Below are 15,344 nucleotides of genomic sequence, written 5' to 3'. Positions count from 1 at the left end.
CATCACCATAGGAGCGAACCATGATGACTTACGGCGAATACCCGAAGGAAGCGGCTACCACGGACAGCGACGTCGAGTCGCCCACCGTGCGGAATGTCAGCGATGACTACTTCGTCCTCGATGCGGTCACCCACGCGTTCAACGTCGAGCGAGACAACTTCTCTGACATCGAGGGTGCCGCCGCGATGGCGGAGATGGCTGCCAACTTCGCGAGCGGCGCGGCAGCGCCGGCGTACCAGATCGACAAGGACAAGTGGTTGCGCAACTGGTCGGTTGACGAGTTGGCCAACATCCTGTTCCGGGAGAGTCGAACGGACGTCGCGGCCTACCACCCGCTACCGATCTACTCGTTCAAGGACGGACTGAGCTCGCTCGAGAAGTCTCTGGAGGCGCTGCAGAAGTACCCCACTCGATTCATCGGCGGCTACGCCTGCATCGACCCGATGCGCGGCAAGGAGGCGCTCGTCGAGCTCGAGCGCCAGGTGGAGCTCTACGCGCCTTACGGCGGCCCACTCGGTCTGAAGATGTATCCGGCCAGCTGGCACGACGGCAACATCGGCCACTGGAAGATGAATGACCCGAAGATCGCGTACCCCGTCCTGGAGAAGGCCGCGGAGCTTGGCATCGGGCACGTGGCCGTGCACAAGTCCATCCCGATTGAGCCCATCGAGTTCGGGGACACCTTCAACCCAGCCGACCTCGAGGGCGCTGCGGTGCATTTCCCGGAGATCAACTTCGAGATCGTGCACGGGGGAGTGGCTTTCGTCGAGGAGACGTCGATGCTCTTGGCAAGATTCCCGAACGTGCACGTCAACATGGAGAACCTGAACATGGTGGTCGCGCGGAGGCCTCGCGTCTTCGCGGAGATCCTGCTCGGGCTCATGCACGACGGCGGCATGCCCGTGATGAAGAAGTTGTTCTGGGGAACAGGGACAACGCAGTACCACCCCAGGCCTTGCGTGGAGGCCATGGCGTCGTTCGAGTTTCCGGAGGAGCTCCTCGAACGCTACGGCCTCTACATGCCCATCCAGCAGATCACACAGGATGACAAGCAGGGTCTCTTCGCGGACAACTATGCACGCCTTCACGGACTTGACCTCGACGCCATCAAGGCGGGGATCAAGGACGACGAGTTCTCCGACGTCGTTGAACTCGACGCGCCGTGGTCCAACGCCCGCGATCTTACTGTTGCGGCGGTGTGACATGTCGGAACATCGTCTCGACGAACCGGTCTACGACGCGTTGCGACAGATCATCGACCCCTGCAGTGCGGCGAGTGCCAGCCCGATGAACCTCGTGGAAATGGGTCTCATCGACAAGGTCAACTACTCCGCCGATGACTCCCGGGTGGACGTCTTTCTACGACTTACCTCCCCGCAGTGCCTCATGATCGCGTACATGACCAAGGCAGCCCGGCGACTGATCAGTGAAATCCCCGGAGTCCAGCAGGTCGAAGTGCACGCCGACTCCGGGCTGGACTGGGCCCCATCGATGATCCATGAAGAGGCCAAGCACCGTCGTCGGTTGCAGCTGGAAGTGTTGGCCGCTTCTCACTCAACGAGTAGTGAATCCTGTACCGCCCACCCCGACCTGGCCACCACGAGCTGAAGGACGGCAATGGGATTCGCCTACGCAAGTGGTGTGGTCAACGCCCCAGTGAAGGTGGTCTGGGACCTGGCGCGCCAGTTTGACGGACTGCCCTTGTGGCACCCCTTTGTGGAGAGCTGCGAGATGGTCAACGACGCCCACCCGGCGGCAGTCGGGTCACGGCGTGTGCAGCAGCTGGCCAACGGCGGGTTCGCGACCGCGCAGCTGATCAGTATCGACGACGCCAACAGGGCACTGGTCTACGAAATGCTCGACGGCCCGTGGCCGGTCAAGAACTACGTCGCATCGGTGCGGGTTTTCCCGGTGACCGATCAAGGGGTGACCTTCATTGAATGGTTCGGCAGGTTCGACGCCGACGCTGTGCACGTAGAAGCCCTGGAGGAGATGTTCCGGGAAGGCACATATCAAGCTGGTGTGCGTGCCCTCCAGGAATGGTTCGGCGCGACGCCGGACAGTCCGCGTTCGCAGCCGGACCTGGTATCCACCGTGGCTGCCGGGAAGATGGAGGAATCGTGACAAGCGCGTACGAGACGGCTGACTTCGACGCAGTGGTGGTGGGTGCGGGCTTTGCAGGCCTGCACCTGCTCCACTCCTTCCGCGAGCGCGGCATGACTGTGCAAGGTGTCGAGGCCGGCGACGGGGTGGGCGGCACCTGGTACTGGAACCGCTACCCGGGCGCGAGATGCGACGTAGAAAGCGTCGACTACTCCTTCGGATTCCACCCCGACTTGCAGCAGGAATGGTCCTGGACCGAGCGGTACGCCACCGGCCCCGAGATCCACCGCTACGCGGAGTTCGTAGCGAATCGACTCAACCTGCGCGACCTGATCAGGTTCCGCACCCGGGTGGAGTCCGCGGTCTTCAACGAGGTCTCCGGGCTGTGGGTCGTCGGCCTGGACGACGGCACCGAGGTCCGGGCCAGGTTCTGCGTCATGGCGACGGGTTGCTTGTCGACGACCAATCTGCCCGACATCGAGGGCATCGGCGACTTCACGGGGGACATCTATCACCCGGGTCGGTGGCCGCACGAGTCGCCGATGCTGCAAGGGAAGAGGGTCGCTGTCATCGGGACCGGGTCGTCCGGTATCCAGCTCGTCCCGGCCGTGGCAAGGGAGGTCGCGCAACTGTACGTACTGCAGCGCTCACCGAACTACGTCATGCCGGCGCAGAACGGTCCACTTCACCCGGAGCAACTCGCGGAAGTGAAGCGCACCTATCCCGAGCGCCGTCGCATGTCGCGTCGTACCCGTCGTGGCTTCCCGCTGCCGACGACAGTCACGAACCAGCCGGCTTCGTCGTTCTCTGCTGCCGAACAGCACGAACGTCTCGAGGCGGCCTGGGCGCACGGTGGCGCGATCTTCACGTCCACCTTCGACGACATCACCACCAACCCGGACTCGAACCAGGTCGCGGCCGATTTCATCGCAGGCAAGATCCGCGGAATCGTGAAGGATCCCGCCGTGGCCACCAAACTCATCCCGACAGACCACCCACTGGGTGGGAAGAGGCCCTGCGTGGACACCGGCTACTACGAGGCGTTCAACCGTCCGAACGTGGAGTTGGTGGACATTCGCGAGACCCCGGTCCAGCGCATCACCAGCAACGCCATCCAAGTGGGTGAACGCCTGATCGACGTGGACGTCATCATCCTCGCAACCGGGTACGACGCCATCACCGGGACGCTGAACGCCATCGACATCCGCGGCCGCAGGGGCGTGAAGCTTCGTGACGAATGGTGTGATGGTGCCATGGCCTATTTGGGCCTGATGGCGCCCAAATTTCCCAACCTGTTCACCATCACCGGGCCGGGGAGCCCCTCGGTCCTGTGCAACATGTTCGTGTCGATCGAGCAGCACGTCGAGCTGGTGTTCACCCTCCTGGCAGAGTTGCGCCAGCGGGGCGCCGAGGTGGTTGAACCGACGCAAGAGGCATTGGAGTCCTGGGGCGAACGGGTCGCTGACATCGCTGACAGCACCTTGCTGGTCACCGCAAACTCTTGGTACCTAGGGGCCAACGTACCCGGCAAGGTACGCCAGTTCATGCCGTACGCCGGCGGCATGGCCAGCTTCGTGGACGATTGTGAAGCACTGTTGTCCATGGACTTCGAAGGTTTCACCTTCGGCGACGTAGCGTCGTACTCCGAACAGGAAGCAGCGGCCCGGTGAACCGTTCCGCGTTGATGCCAAGGACAGCCGTGGTCACCGGTGCCTCCGGCGGTCTCGGCGCCGGCGTCGTGGAGTCCCTGCGGCGCGCCGGAATGGATGTCGTCGGCGTCGACCTCCGTCCCGACGACAGCACGACGGTGTCGCTGGACGTCACCGATTCCGGTGCCGTGGAGGAGTTCTTCGACAATGTCGAGTCCAGGGCGCCCATCGATGTGCTGGTGAACTGCCACGGTGTCCTGCAAGACCTCACGGACGTCGCGGATACACCCGACGCCGAGCTAAGCAGGGTCATGACCGTGAACTTCGTCGGCGCGTTCCACACGTGTCGTGCCGCGGCGTCGCGGATGCGCGAACGCCGCTGGGGTCGGATCGTGAACGTCGCCTCACAGGCCGGGCGCGCGCCCTGGCCGGGCACGGCGGTGTACGGCGCCTCCAAGGGTGCGGTCATCGCACTGACCCAGGGGCTTGCCGCCGAGCTCGGACCTGCTGGGGTGACCGTCAACGCGGTGTGTCCTGGGGTCATGTTGACCTCGATGACAGAGGGCGCCTTCCTCTCTGCTGGTGGCACCCGGGAAGAGGCGGCTCGACTGCTGCAGGCCAAGGCGGAGTCACTGCCTGTACGACGACTCGGCACTGCAGAGGACGTCGGATCCATGGTGGCGTATCTCGTCTCGCCGGGAGCCTCCTTCGTCACCGGTACGACCCAGAACCTGACCGGTGGTGAGCAGTACTTCTGACCGTCCACGGTTATGACACACAGCCCCGGGAGCCGCAGCTCCCGGGGCTGTTGTCCGTCCACTTGATAACCCGCTGGTCTGGCCCTCGAGACCCCTCCGGACGCGCACTGCCCTCCGACCGGACGATCGGAGGGCAGTGCGACTGTGTGGTCAGGAGAGGACGAGCGGAAGGGACTCCATCATCACCGTGTTGTTGATCTGGTAGCTCGGGACGAAGCCGTCGGTGGTCCGGAAGTCCGGGTAGCGGGCCAGGAATGTCGACAGCGCCTCGTTGACCTCGAGTCGGGCGAGGTGCGAGCCGATGCAGCGGTGGATTCCGTAGCCGAACGACATGTGTCGGTTCGGCAGGGCCCGCGTGATGTCGACTTCGTCGGGCCGCTCGAAGACCTCGGGATCCCGGCTCGCCGCACCATAGTTCATGATCACGTAGTCGCCGGCCTCGAGATCGACGCCACCCATGGTCACCGGGCACGTGGCCCGACGCCCGTCGTGGGGTGAGGCAGCGAAGAACCGGAGGAACTCCTCGACAGCGGTCGGCATGAGATCCGGCTCGGACACCAGGCGCTTGCGCTGCTCCGGGTTCTCAGCGAGCCAGTGCAGCGAGGCAGCGATGACGTATCCGGTCGTGCCGATGCCACCGAGGGTCAGCGTGGTCAGCGTGTTGACCTTCTGCTCCCAACCGCACCCTTCGAAGTCCAGGGCAAGGAGGGCGTCGATGATATCGCCGCGCGGCGGTTCGCCCTCGCGCCGGCGTAGGTACTCGTCTAGGCGCTGGTTGGCATCCTGCATCGCTTGCGCTCGTTTCTCCAGCGGGCCGAGGATCCCGACCTCGAACTTCTTCTGGAGATACACGATGTCGTCGGTTCCCATGCCGGCCACCGTGACGCAGAAGGAGCGTCCCGGCAGAGCGTTGCCGAAGCGCGCGACGACGTCGACGACCTCCTCGCCCTCGAACTCGGCGAGCAGGTCCAGGCCATGTTGGTGCACGGCGTTCTTGTAGGTCCGGACCACGCCAGGGCTCAGGTACTGGTTCAGGGCGCTGCGAAGGTGCGTGTGCACCGGCGGGTCGCTCTCCACCGGCCACAACCACGGCATCTCGGCCGGCCGGTCCGGCATGAAGCCGGTGGCGCTGCTGAACGTCTCCCAGTCCTGGGTGGCTGCCTTGATGTCTTCCTGCTTGAGGGCCACCCAGTACCCCTCGCCAACCTCACTGCGAGCCATCGGACAGCGCTGGTGCAGGTCGGCGATCACCTCGTCCCACTCCTCAGCGAGTTGGGGCGAGTTCATGTCGTAGTCGACTTCGTAATTCCGCTTCTCAGCCACGGTCTCTCCATCCACTTGGGCTTTATGAGTACAGGCATGGTGACTCTGGTGCGAGGTGCATCACACGAGTCATTTGACCCGCTGTCACTGGCGGTTGTGCCCGGAGGGACCGACAGCGACGAATGACGTAGTGCGGAGTCGCCCAACTGGCCCGAGCAGGGGCGTCAGAAGGCGGTGGGTGTGACGCGGGCGACACGGGAGCCTCTAAGTGGGCAGCGCCGGAGCCGCCTACGGGCGCCGGCCGTCGGCGACGCGGTGAGACGAAAGGCAATGAGAATGAACGTGAGGGTGCGGGTGGTCTCCAAGAGGCCCGTTGCTGTGGACGTCGTGGAGTTGACGCTGTCGGCCGTCGACGAGTCGGAACTGCCGTCGTGGTCCGCCGGCGCGCACATCGAAGTTGACCTCCCGGGTGGGGTTCAGCGGCAGTACTCCTTGTGCGGGCCTGCCGGTGATCGAGACACCTACCGCATCGCCGTCCTGCGCACTCCGGCCAGTCGAGGCGGCTCACGTGCTGTGCACGAAGAGCTCGCGGTGGACGACGTGGTGACTGTTTCGGCCCCCCGCAACCGGTTCGCCCTGGAGTCTGCGCCGTCGTACGTCTTCTTCGCCGGTGGTATCGGGGTCACGCCGCTCGTCCCGATGGCCGAGCGCTGTCACCAGCAGTCCGAGACGTGGGAGTTCCACTACGGTGGCCGGACCCTTGAGCGGATGGCGTACGCATCTGATCTCAAGGATCGGTACGGCGAACGCAACGTCACGCTATACCCGGAGTCAGAGACCGGTTTCATCAACATCGCGGCCATCCTCAAGACGGCCGCTCCCTCGGCACTCGTCTATGTCTGTGGTCCCCAGCCCTTTATCGAGGCGGTGCGCTCCGAAGCCCGCGCCCAGGGGCGCGGCGGACAGGTGCGTGCCGAATTGTTCACGGCCGAAGCGAGTCTCGACGCTGCGGGGGAGCGGGAGTTCGACGTGCACCTCGTGCGTTCCGGGATCACTTTGCGGGTCGCCCCCGATCGCTCCGTGCTCGAGTCGATCGTGGCGGCCGGCATCGACGTGGAGCGTGACTGTGAGGTCGGAATCTGCGGTACCTGCATCACCGGTGTGATCGAGGGGTGCATCGATCACCGGGACCACGTGCTCGACGACCAGCAGTGCCAGTCGGGCACCTCGATGACCATCTGCGTTTCGCGATCACTGGGAGATTCCCTTGTACTCGACCTCTGAGGCCAGTCCGCGCACCAAGCAGGTCAGGCAGCTCGACCGTGTGATCATCCGGTTCGCGGGTGACTCGGGTGACGGGATGCAGCTCACCGGTGACCGGTTCACCCAGGAGTCGGCTGCGTTCGGCAATGACCTGGTCACGCTGCCGAACTTCCCTGCCGAGATCCGGGCGCCTCAGGGCACCATCCCCGGCGTGAGCTCGTTCCAGGTGCACTTCGCCGACCACGACATCCTCACCGCCGGCGACTCCCCCGACGTGCTGGTGGCGATGAACCCGGCCGCGTTGAAGGCCAACCTCAGTGACCTGGCCAAGGGCGCGGCGATCATCGTGGACACCCATGACTTCACCGGCCGCAACCTGACCAAGGCCGGCTACGCGACCAGCCCGCTCGATGACGGCTCGCTCGACGAGTACGACCTGCACCGGGTCGACCTGACCGGGATGACGGTGGAGGCGGTCAAGGAGTTCGGGCTGTCCCGCAAGGACGCCGCCCGGGCGAAGAACATGTTCGCCCTCGGCCTGTTGTCGTGGATGTACGGGCGCCCCACCGAGAACACGGTGGAGTTCCTGAGCCGCAAGTTCGCGAAGGTTCCCGACATCAGGGATGCCAACATCACGGCGTTCAAGATGGGCTGGAACTTCGGTGAGACCACCGAGACGTTCATCGTGCAGTACGAGGTGAAGCCGGCCGCGATGGCACCGGGTACCTACCGCAACATCACCGGCAACCTGGCGCTGGCCTACGGCCTGGTCGCTGCCTCGGTGCAGTCCGGGCTGCCGATCTTCCTCGGCTCCTACCCGATCACCCCGGCCTCCGACATCCTCCACGAGCTGTCCAAGCACAAGGGCTTCGGCATCACCACCTTCCAGGCCGAGGACGAGATCGCCGGTGTCGGCGCCGCCATCGGCGCCTCCTTCGCCGGCCAGCTAGGCGTCACCACCACCTCGGGCCCCGGAGTCGCACTGAAGGGTGAGGCCATCGGCCTGGCCGTGATGACCGAACTCCCGCTCCTCGTGGTCAACGTCCAACGCGGCGGCCCGTCGACCGGCCTGCCCACCAAGACCGAACAGTCCGACCTGTTGCAGGCGATGTTCGGTCGCAACGGTGAGGCCCCCGTGCCGATCGTGGCCCCGCAGTCGCCGGGCGACTGCTTCAACGCGGCCCTGGAGGCGGTCCGGATCGCGGTCACCTACCGCACCCCCGTGATGCTGCTCTCCGACGGCTACCTCGCCAACGGCTCCGAACCGTGGCAGGTCCCCGACGTCGCCGAGCTGCCGGTGATCGAGCCGAACTTCGCCACCGGCCCCAACTCCACCAGCACCGCCGCCGACGGCACCACCACCGAGGTGTTCCTGCCCTACAAGCGCGACGAGGCCACCCTGGCCCGCCCGTGGGCGATCCCCGGCACCGCCGGGCTCGAGCACCGCATCGGCGGTCTCGAGAAGGGCGCCGAGCACGGCAACATCTCCTACGACCCGGCCAACCACGACCTGATGGTCCGCACCCGCCAGGCCAAGATCGACCGCATCGCCGACTCCCTGCCTCCTTTGGAGGTCGACGACCCCTCCGGCGCCGCGAAGGTGCTGGTGCTGGGCTGGGGCTCCACCTACGGCCCCATCGGAGCCGGCGTACGCCGGGTGCGCAAGGCCGGCTACAACGTGGCCCAGACGCACCTGCGCCACCTCAACCCGTTCCCCAAGGACCTCGGCGACATCCTCGCCCGCTACGACAAGGTGCTGGTGCCCGAGATGAACCTCGGCCAGCTCTCGATGCTGCTGCGGGCCAAATATCTCGTCGATGCCATCGGCTACAACCAGGTCCGCGGCCTGCCCCTGAAGGCAGCCGAACTCGCCGAGGCTATATCCGAGCTGGTCCGATCAGCAGAAGGAAAGTGCCTCCCATGACGTATGTCATCGCTCAGTCCTGCGTGGACGTCAAGGACAAGGCTTGTGTCGATGAATGCCCCGTCGACTGCATCTACGAGGGCAAACGGATGCTCTATATCCATCCCGACGAGTGCGTGGACTGCGGCGCGTGCGAACCGGTGTGTCCGGTAGAGGCGGTCTTCTACGAGGACGATGTGCCCGAGGAACTGGTGCACTGCGTCGAGATCAACGCCTCGTTCTTCACCGAACTCGGGTCTCCCGGAGGCGCCGCGAAGATCGACACCAGCCAACGAGATGCTCCTGTCCTGGAGAGGGTGCATCCATGACGCAGATCAGCAGCACGGATCTCGGGCTCCCAGGTCTTCGGTCTGGCCTGGACGGGGTGCCGAGTTCAGGCGAGAAGCAGACCGGCAAGGACTTCACCTCCGACCAGGAGGTGCGCTGGTGCCCCGGCTGCGGCGACTACGCCGTCCTCAAGGCCGTGCAGAACTTCCTGCCCGAACTCGGCATCCGCCGCGAGAACGTCGTCTTCATCTCCGGCATCGGCTGCTCGTCGCGGTTCCCGTACTACCTCGACACGTACGGCATGCACTCCATCCACGGCCGCGCGCCGTCGATCGCGACCGGGTTGGCCACCGCCCGCGAAGACCTCTCCGTCTTCGTGGTCACTGGCGACGGTGACGCGCTGTCCATCGGCGGCAACCACCTGATCCACGCGTTGCGCCGCAACGTGAACATGACGGTCCTGCTGTTCAACAACCGCATCTACGGGCTCACCAAGGGGCAATACTCGCCGACCTCCGAGGTCGGCAAGGTGACCAAGTCCACCCCGGTGGGTTCGTTGGACCACCCGTTCAACCCGGTCTCGCTGGCGCTGGGGGCCGAAGGCGCGTTCGTGGCCCGCACCATCGATTCGGACCGCAAGCACCTCACCTCGGTGCTCTCCGCGGCCGCCGCGCACCGGGGCACCTCGTTCGTGGAGATCTACCAGAACTGCCCGATCTTCAACGACGGCGCGTTCGACGCGATCAAGAACCCCGACACCAAGGCCGACGCGATCATCCCGCTGGTCCACGGTGCCCCCATCACCTTCGGCAAGGACAAGGTGACGGGTAAACCGACCAAGGGGCTCATCAGAAACATGGACACCGGTGCCATCGAGGTACTTGATCTCGGCCCTGCGGCGGATCAGTACGCGAAAGACCTTCTCTTGGTCCACGATGCGCACAACCCGGACCCGTCGACCGCCTTCGCGATCTCGCGACTCACCGATTCGGGCTACCTCAACCAGACGCCGATCGGCATCTTCCGCCAGGTTGAGCGACCGGCGTACGACGACCAGGCCCGCGACCAGATCCGCACCGCTTCCCAAGCCGCCACCGGCGCACCCACCGACCGCCTCAGCTACCTGATCAACGGCGGTGACACATGGACAGTCGTCTGACGGCTCATGGTGAGCGCGTCGAATGACGTAGTGGTGCCGTGCGCGATCGACAGCAGCCCTCGGTCAATCACCCGATCAATCGTACGGGCGCCCGATGGTCCACTTCGTCTGTGATCTCCCTTACATCTCTCACTCACTGACCAGGCGGCAATCATGTGGCCATTCATAATCATTGGGGTCGTCACCGGCGGTGTATACGGCCTGGCAGGTGTGGGGCTCGTCCTCACGTACCGGACCTCCGGTGTCTTCAACTTCGCGCACGGGTCCATCGCGACAGTCAGCGCCTATTTCTTCTACAGCGCCTTCGTCATCAACGGGCTGTCGGCGACGCTTGCCGCGCTCTTGGCGATCCTGGTCGTCGGTCCGGCCGCCGCACTGTTCTTCGAGGTACTGACCCGCAGGATCATCGGTGAGGCACTCGCCGTCCAGGTGGCCGCCACTGTCGGGATCGTGATCCTGGTCCAAGCCTCCGTCATCCTTCTCTACGGCGTGACAGCCACCCGGGTCGTTCCCCAATTCCTGCCGCATGGCCAGACCGAGCTGGCCGGAGTGTTCGTCAGCCACGCTGATGCGATCACCTTCGCCATTGCGCTCGTGGCCACCGCTCTCCTCTATGTCCTCCTGCGATTCTCGCGCCTCGGGACTGCCATGCGGGCAGTCGTGGACGATGCCGACTTGCTCGAACTCGCGGGCACGAGCACCGCCCTCGTACGCCGGACAGCCTGGCTGGCCGGGTCCGTCTTTGCGGCGGCGTCGGGAGTCCTGATCGCTCCACTACTGCCCCTGGACCCGACACTGTTGACACTCTTGGTCGTCCAGGCGTTCGGCGCGGCAGCACTCGGCGCCTTCCGTAGCTTGCCCCTCACCTTCCTGGGTGGCCTCGCCATAGGTGTGGCCTCTGCGTTGTCCACGAAGTGGCTGAGCGCCGGGAGTCTCGCTGGAGTCCCTCCGGCGGTGCCGTTCCTGGTGCTCTTCCTCGCGCTGATGCTGTTGCCGCGCCGCTACCTGGCCGACCGCTCTCGCTCACTGCCACTAGTGACATCGGGTTGGACGGCACCCTGGAGGTTCCAACTCCTCCTCGGTGCAGGGGCCCTGACCCTCCTCCTGTCGGTCCCCACCTTTGCCGGCGTACACCTCACCGACTGGACCACTGGCGTTGGCACGGTGATCATCTTCCTCTCCCTGGGATTGCTGGTGCGCACGTCGGGCCAAGTCTCGCTGGGGCACGTCGCCTTTGCCGCGATCGGCGTCACCGCGTTCGCCCACCTGTCGGATCTCGGGCTGCCCTGGCTGCTGGCGCTGCTCGGCGCAGGGCTCGTCGCCGTCCCTGTAGGCGCGTTGCTGGCACTGCCCGCGATGCGTCTCTCGGGTCTCTTCCTCGCGATCGCCACGTTCGGCTTCGGAATCGCGCTGAGCTATGTCTTCTACACGCAGCCCTTCATGTTCGGCGAGTCCGGCGCGGGCCTCAGAGTGCCCAGGCCGACGTCGGGATGGCTGGCGACCGATACCGGCTACTACTACGTCGCAGTTCTCGCCATGCTCCTCTGCTCGGCTGCGGTCGTCGCACTAACCCGAAGCCGTCTGGGCCGCCTGCTCCGGGCGCTGGCTGACTCGCCCATGGCCCTGACATCGGTCGGCAACCCGGTCAACCTGACCCGTCTCCTCGTTTTCTGCATCTCAGCCTTCATGGCGGCCATTGGCGGCGCGATGGTCGGTGCCGGTCAAGGGTTCGTATCGGCGACCTCCTACCCGCCGCTGTTGTCCCTGACGTACCTCGTGCTTGTCGTCATCGTCGGGGGAGGCGCCCCTTGGTACGCCCTCGTGGCCGGTCTCTCACTCGTGGTGATCCCGTCGTACTTCTCTGGGTACGAAACCGGCTACTGGCTGCAAGTGCTCTTTGGTGTATCGGCTCTGGTCTACGCGCTCACCCCGGCCGATAGGCGCGGTCTTCCGCCGCGTGTGCGCGAGGGCATCAACAGGGTGTTCGGGGGAGACCGCAGTGCATCCGTCCCGCCCAGGCCGTCCGCGGCAGAAGTGACGACGCGCTCCCCGGCTGCCGGGGGACAGCTCTCCACGCAAGGAATCACGGTGCGCTACGACGGCCACGTCGCCGTCAACCAAGCCACGCTCACCGCCCATCCGGGCCGCGTCACCGGCCTGATCGGTCCCAACGGCGCCGGCAAGACGTCCCTGTTCAATGCCTGTTCCGGCATCACGGTCCCGAGCGAGGGCAAGGTTCTGCTCAGCGGCCGCGACGTGAGCTCTCGGGGCCAGGCGCGGCGGGCACAGTCCGGGCTGGGCCGCACGTTCCAGCGGGCCGAGGTCTTCGAGTCCATGACGGTCTACGACAACGTCGCCATGGGATTTGAGGGATCTCGCGCAGGCAGGTCGTTCTTCTCCCAGGTCGTGTGCAGACCGGAGGATCAGCGAAACATGCGGGCCGCGACCTGGGACGCACTGGACGCATGCGGCATTACCCATCTGGCGAGTGTCCGGGCCGAGAAGCTTTCCACCGGGCAGCGGCGGATGGTGGAGCTGGCTCGATGCCTTGCCGGCCCGTTCAGCGTCCTACTGCTCGACGAGGCATCCTCTGGCCTCGATGCGGCCGAAACGGAAGCATTCGGTGACGTGATCGAGCGTGCCGTGCGGGAGCGAGACCTGGGCATCCTCCTGGTCGAGCACGACATGGACCTGGTCATGCGACTCAGTGACTACATCTACGTTCTCGACTTCGGGAACCTGATCTTTGAGGGAACCCCGGACCAAGTCAGGGCTTCCACGGTCGTCCGTGACGCCTATCTGGGCGACGGTGAATCGGTCGAGGACGGGGACATGGAAGAGGTAGTTCGATGAGGATTCCAGCACTCGAAGTCGTGGGCCTGGCAGGCGGTTACGGCGATACCCAGGTCCTGCGGGGCGTCGAACTAGCGGTACAACCGGGGACGGTGACAGCGTTGCTCGGCGCGAACGGCGCAGGGAAGACAACCTTGTTGAAGACGATCGCTGGCACGCTTCGCCCACATGCGGGGTCGGTGAGTGTCGGCGGAGTTGACGTCACAGCGCAAAAGGCACACACGCGAGCTCGCGCCGGCGTCTGCATGATTCCGGAGGGCCGGGGAATCTTCCCGAACCTGACCGTCGCTGAAAATTTGCGCATGGCGACACCGCCGTGGCGCAAGGGTGAGCCCTACGATCCGGCGCTAGAGGCGTTTCCGGCCTTGGCAGAGCGCCTCCACCAGCGGGCCGGAAGCATGTCGGGTGGCCAACAGCAGATGTTGGCGCTGTCTCGTTGTTTCCTGAGCCAGCCCGACGTCGTGCTGCTCGACGAGGTCTCCATGGGGCTAGCGCCCAAGGTCATCGACGAGATCTTCGAGTCGCTCCGGCAACTGGCTGAGCGTGGCGTGGCCCTTCTCGTCGTAGAGCAGTACGTCCATCGCGCCTTGGAGATGGCCGACTTCGTCCATCTGATGAGTCGCGGCTCGATCGGATTCTCCGGCACTCCTGACCAGATCGACGAGGAGCAGCTGCAGCGGGAGTATCTCGGCGAGTCCGACTCCACTGAAACCACCAACCAGACCTCGGCCGTGTCCGGCCAACAATCGAAAGTGAGTGATGAGCAATGAATGTCAGAGCCATGGGACCAGTGGCGGTCTTGGTGGTCGCAATCGCGATGCTCCTGTCCGCCTGCAACCTCAGCGAACCTGAGGCCAAGGGAGCGACGAACGACCTGTCCGGCGATGCGGTGCAGGTAGGGGAGGAAGTCACCGGCGAACCTGTCGTCATCGGTACGATCTGCAGTTGTTCCGGTCCGGTGTCCTCGTCTACTGCCCAGGTTCCCGCGGTCTGGAAGGCCTGGGTTAGGTGGACCAACACCCATGGAGGAATCAACGGCCACCCGGTGAAGGTCATCGAGCTCGATGACGGACTGGATGCTGCCCGATCGGTCAAGATGGCAAAGGACCTGATCGACGAGCACAACGTGATGGCGATCGTCGGCGAGATGGACAACCTCAACGGACTGTGGGCCGACTATGCGCGCGAGCGCGGGGTGCCTGTGATCGGCGCCGCCGTTTTCAGCTCGGTGTATGAGACCAATCCCTACTTCTTCGCCACCGGTGCGCAAACCCCGACGCAGGCGTACGGCACGCTGGCCGAAGTCGAGAAGATGGGTGCCTCCAAGGTCAGCATCATGGTGTGTGCCGAGTCCCCGACGTGTGCTGACAACGCGGCCACCCTCGAGAAGCTCTCCGACCTGTTCGACGGCGTCGACGTGGTGTCGAACCAGCGCATCGCTGCCAACGCGCCCAACTACACCGCTGCCTGCCTCGCGGCCCGTGACGCGGATGCCGACGTCATCGTCCCACTGGTTCCCCCGTCAGTCGTACCGCGACTGGTCGCCTCGTGCAAGCAGCAGGGCTTCGCCCCGAAGCTGGTGACGAGCAGCTTCGTGCCCGGCAATGACTGGGCGGCGGACCCGAACCTGGATGGGTTCGTAACCGTCGCGCCGAACCAGTCCCTGTGGGACGTCTCCTCCGAGCCGAACAAGACGCTGAATGAAGCTCTCAACACCTTCGCCAAGGGCATCTACGAGAAGCCGGAACTCAACGCCTCGAACTCCTCGGTGTGGAGCGCGGGAGAGGTGTTCAAGCTGGCCGCAGAGCGTGGGGACATCGGCCCATCGTCCACGTCGCAAGATGTACTCAAGGGTCTCTACACGTTCAAAGCCGAGACGCTGGGCGGCCTCACACCGCCCCTGACCTACACGCAAGGTGACGACGTCCCCTCGCTCGTCCCCTGTTGGTTTGTCTCGTCCATCAAGGACGGAGCCTGGGAGGCCCCGAACGGGGCCGAAGCCTCGTGCATCCCCGACAAGCATCGTGACGCGGTGAAGGATTCCTTCATGAAGCCGTGAGCAAGGTCTGACAAGCACGTGGGGCCGCGGATGTGATCCATCCGCG

General features: G+C 65.0%; 13 protein-coding genes and 1 pseudogene. 13 read left to right on the top strand and 1 reads right to left on the bottom strand.

What is annotated here, in order from left to right; all coding sequences use genetic code 11:
- The first annotated feature begins 20 nt into the window (after positions 1-20).
- The 5 genes from NJ4_RS01115 to NJ4_RS01095 are packed head-to-tail and all read left to right on the top strand — an operon-like array spanning position 21 to position 4,510.
- The gene (locus NJ4_RS01115; protein WP_067428882.1) at positions 21-1,202 is read left to right on the top strand and encodes an amidohydrolase family protein; all 1,182 of its coding nucleotides are present in this window, start codon (positions 21-23) and stop codon (positions 1,200-1,202) included.
- A gap of 1 nt (position 1,203) precedes the next feature.
- Entirely contained in the window at positions 1,204-1,608 is a 405-nt protein-coding gene (locus NJ4_RS01110) for a metal-sulfur cluster assembly factor (RefSeq protein WP_067428879.1), read from the top strand.
- A gap of 9 nt (positions 1,609-1,617) precedes the next feature.
- Entirely contained in the window at positions 1,618-2,124 is a 507-nt protein-coding gene (locus tag NJ4_RS01105) for an SRPBCC family protein (RefSeq protein WP_082748057.1), read from the top strand.
- Complete coding sequence (locus tag NJ4_RS01100) at positions 2,040-3,773, top strand: flavin-containing monooxygenase (RefSeq protein ID WP_082748056.1); 1,734 nt, start codon at positions 2,040-2,042, stop codon at positions 3,771-3,773. Before NJ4_RS01105 ends, NJ4_RS01100 begins: the two co-directional genes overlap by 85 nt.
- Positions 3,770-4,510: an SDR family NAD(P)-dependent oxidoreductase gene (locus NJ4_RS01095; RefSeq protein WP_157550543.1), complete on the top strand. Its 741-nt coding sequence runs from the start codon at positions 3,770-3,772 to the stop codon at positions 4,508-4,510. Before NJ4_RS01100 ends, NJ4_RS01095 begins: the two co-directional genes overlap by 4 nt.
- A gap of 150 nt (positions 4,511-4,660) precedes the next feature.
- On the opposite strand, the gene NJ4_RS01090 is transcribed toward NJ4_RS01095, so the two are convergent.
- The gene (locus NJ4_RS01090; RefSeq protein WP_067428867.1) at positions 4,661-5,833 is read right to left on the bottom strand and encodes a cytochrome P450; all 1,173 of its coding nucleotides are present in this window, start codon (positions 5,831-5,833) and stop codon (positions 4,661-4,663) included.
- A gap of 276 nt (positions 5,834-6,109) precedes the next feature.
- On the opposite strand from NJ4_RS01090, the gene NJ4_RS01085 reads away from it, so the two are divergent.
- The 8 genes and pseudogenes from NJ4_RS01085 to NJ4_RS01055 all read left to right on the top strand — a co-directional run bounded on the left by NJ4_RS01085 (position 6,110) and on the right by NJ4_RS01055 (position 15,298).
- Positions 6,110-7,057, top strand: coding sequence for a PDR/VanB family oxidoreductase (locus NJ4_RS01085; protein WP_169799191.1), 948 nt, complete (start codon positions 6,110-6,112; stop codon positions 7,055-7,057).
- Positions 7,035-8,960, top strand: a complete 1,926-nt coding sequence (locus NJ4_RS01080) for a 2-oxoacid:acceptor oxidoreductase subunit alpha (RefSeq protein WP_407668036.1) — start codon at positions 7,035-7,037, stop codon at positions 8,958-8,960. Before NJ4_RS01085 ends, NJ4_RS01080 begins: the two co-directional genes overlap by 23 nt.
- On the top strand, positions 8,957-9,268 hold the full coding sequence (gene fdxA / locus NJ4_RS01075; RefSeq protein WP_067428859.1) for a ferredoxin: 312 nt from the start codon (positions 8,957-8,959) through the stop codon (positions 9,266-9,268). Before NJ4_RS01080 ends, fdxA begins: the two co-directional genes overlap by 4 nt.
- Complete coding sequence (locus NJ4_RS01070; RefSeq protein WP_067428855.1) at positions 9,265-10,386, top strand: 2-oxoacid:ferredoxin oxidoreductase subunit beta; 1,122 nt, start codon at positions 9,265-9,267, stop codon at positions 10,384-10,386. Before fdxA ends, NJ4_RS01070 begins: the two co-directional genes overlap by 4 nt.
- Positions 10,387-10,539: 153 nt before the next feature.
- Positions 10,540-11,316 (top strand): annotated as a pseudogene (locus NJ4_RS27080) (branched-chain amino acid ABC transporter permease); the annotation flags it as partial.
- Between the two features lie 24 nt (positions 11,317-11,340).
- The gene (locus NJ4_RS01065) at positions 11,341-13,239 is read left to right on the top strand and encodes a branched-chain amino acid ABC transporter ATP-binding protein/permease (RefSeq protein ID WP_245644395.1); all 1,899 of its coding nucleotides are present in this window, start codon (positions 11,341-11,343) and stop codon (positions 13,237-13,239) included.
- Positions 13,236-14,009, top strand: a complete 774-nt coding sequence (locus tag NJ4_RS01060; RefSeq protein WP_067428846.1) for an ABC transporter ATP-binding protein — start codon at positions 13,236-13,238, stop codon at positions 14,007-14,009. Before NJ4_RS01065 ends, NJ4_RS01060 begins: the two co-directional genes overlap by 4 nt.
- Before the next feature lie 11 nt (positions 14,010-14,020).
- Positions 14,021-15,298, top strand: a complete 1,278-nt coding sequence (locus tag NJ4_RS01055) for an ABC transporter substrate-binding protein (protein ID WP_169799190.1) — start codon at positions 14,021-14,023, stop codon at positions 15,296-15,298.
- The last annotated feature ends 46 nt before the right edge of the window (positions 15,299-15,344 follow it).

The organism is Nocardioides jensenii JCM 1364 = NBRC 14755, from assembly GCF_001552535.1.
GTDB classification, from domain to species: Bacteria; Actinomycetota; Actinomycetes; order Propionibacteriales; family Nocardioidaceae; genus Nocardioides; species Nocardioides jensenii.
Note: the sequence above shows the minus strand (reverse complement) of the source record. Positions and strands in the feature narration are given on the sequence as shown.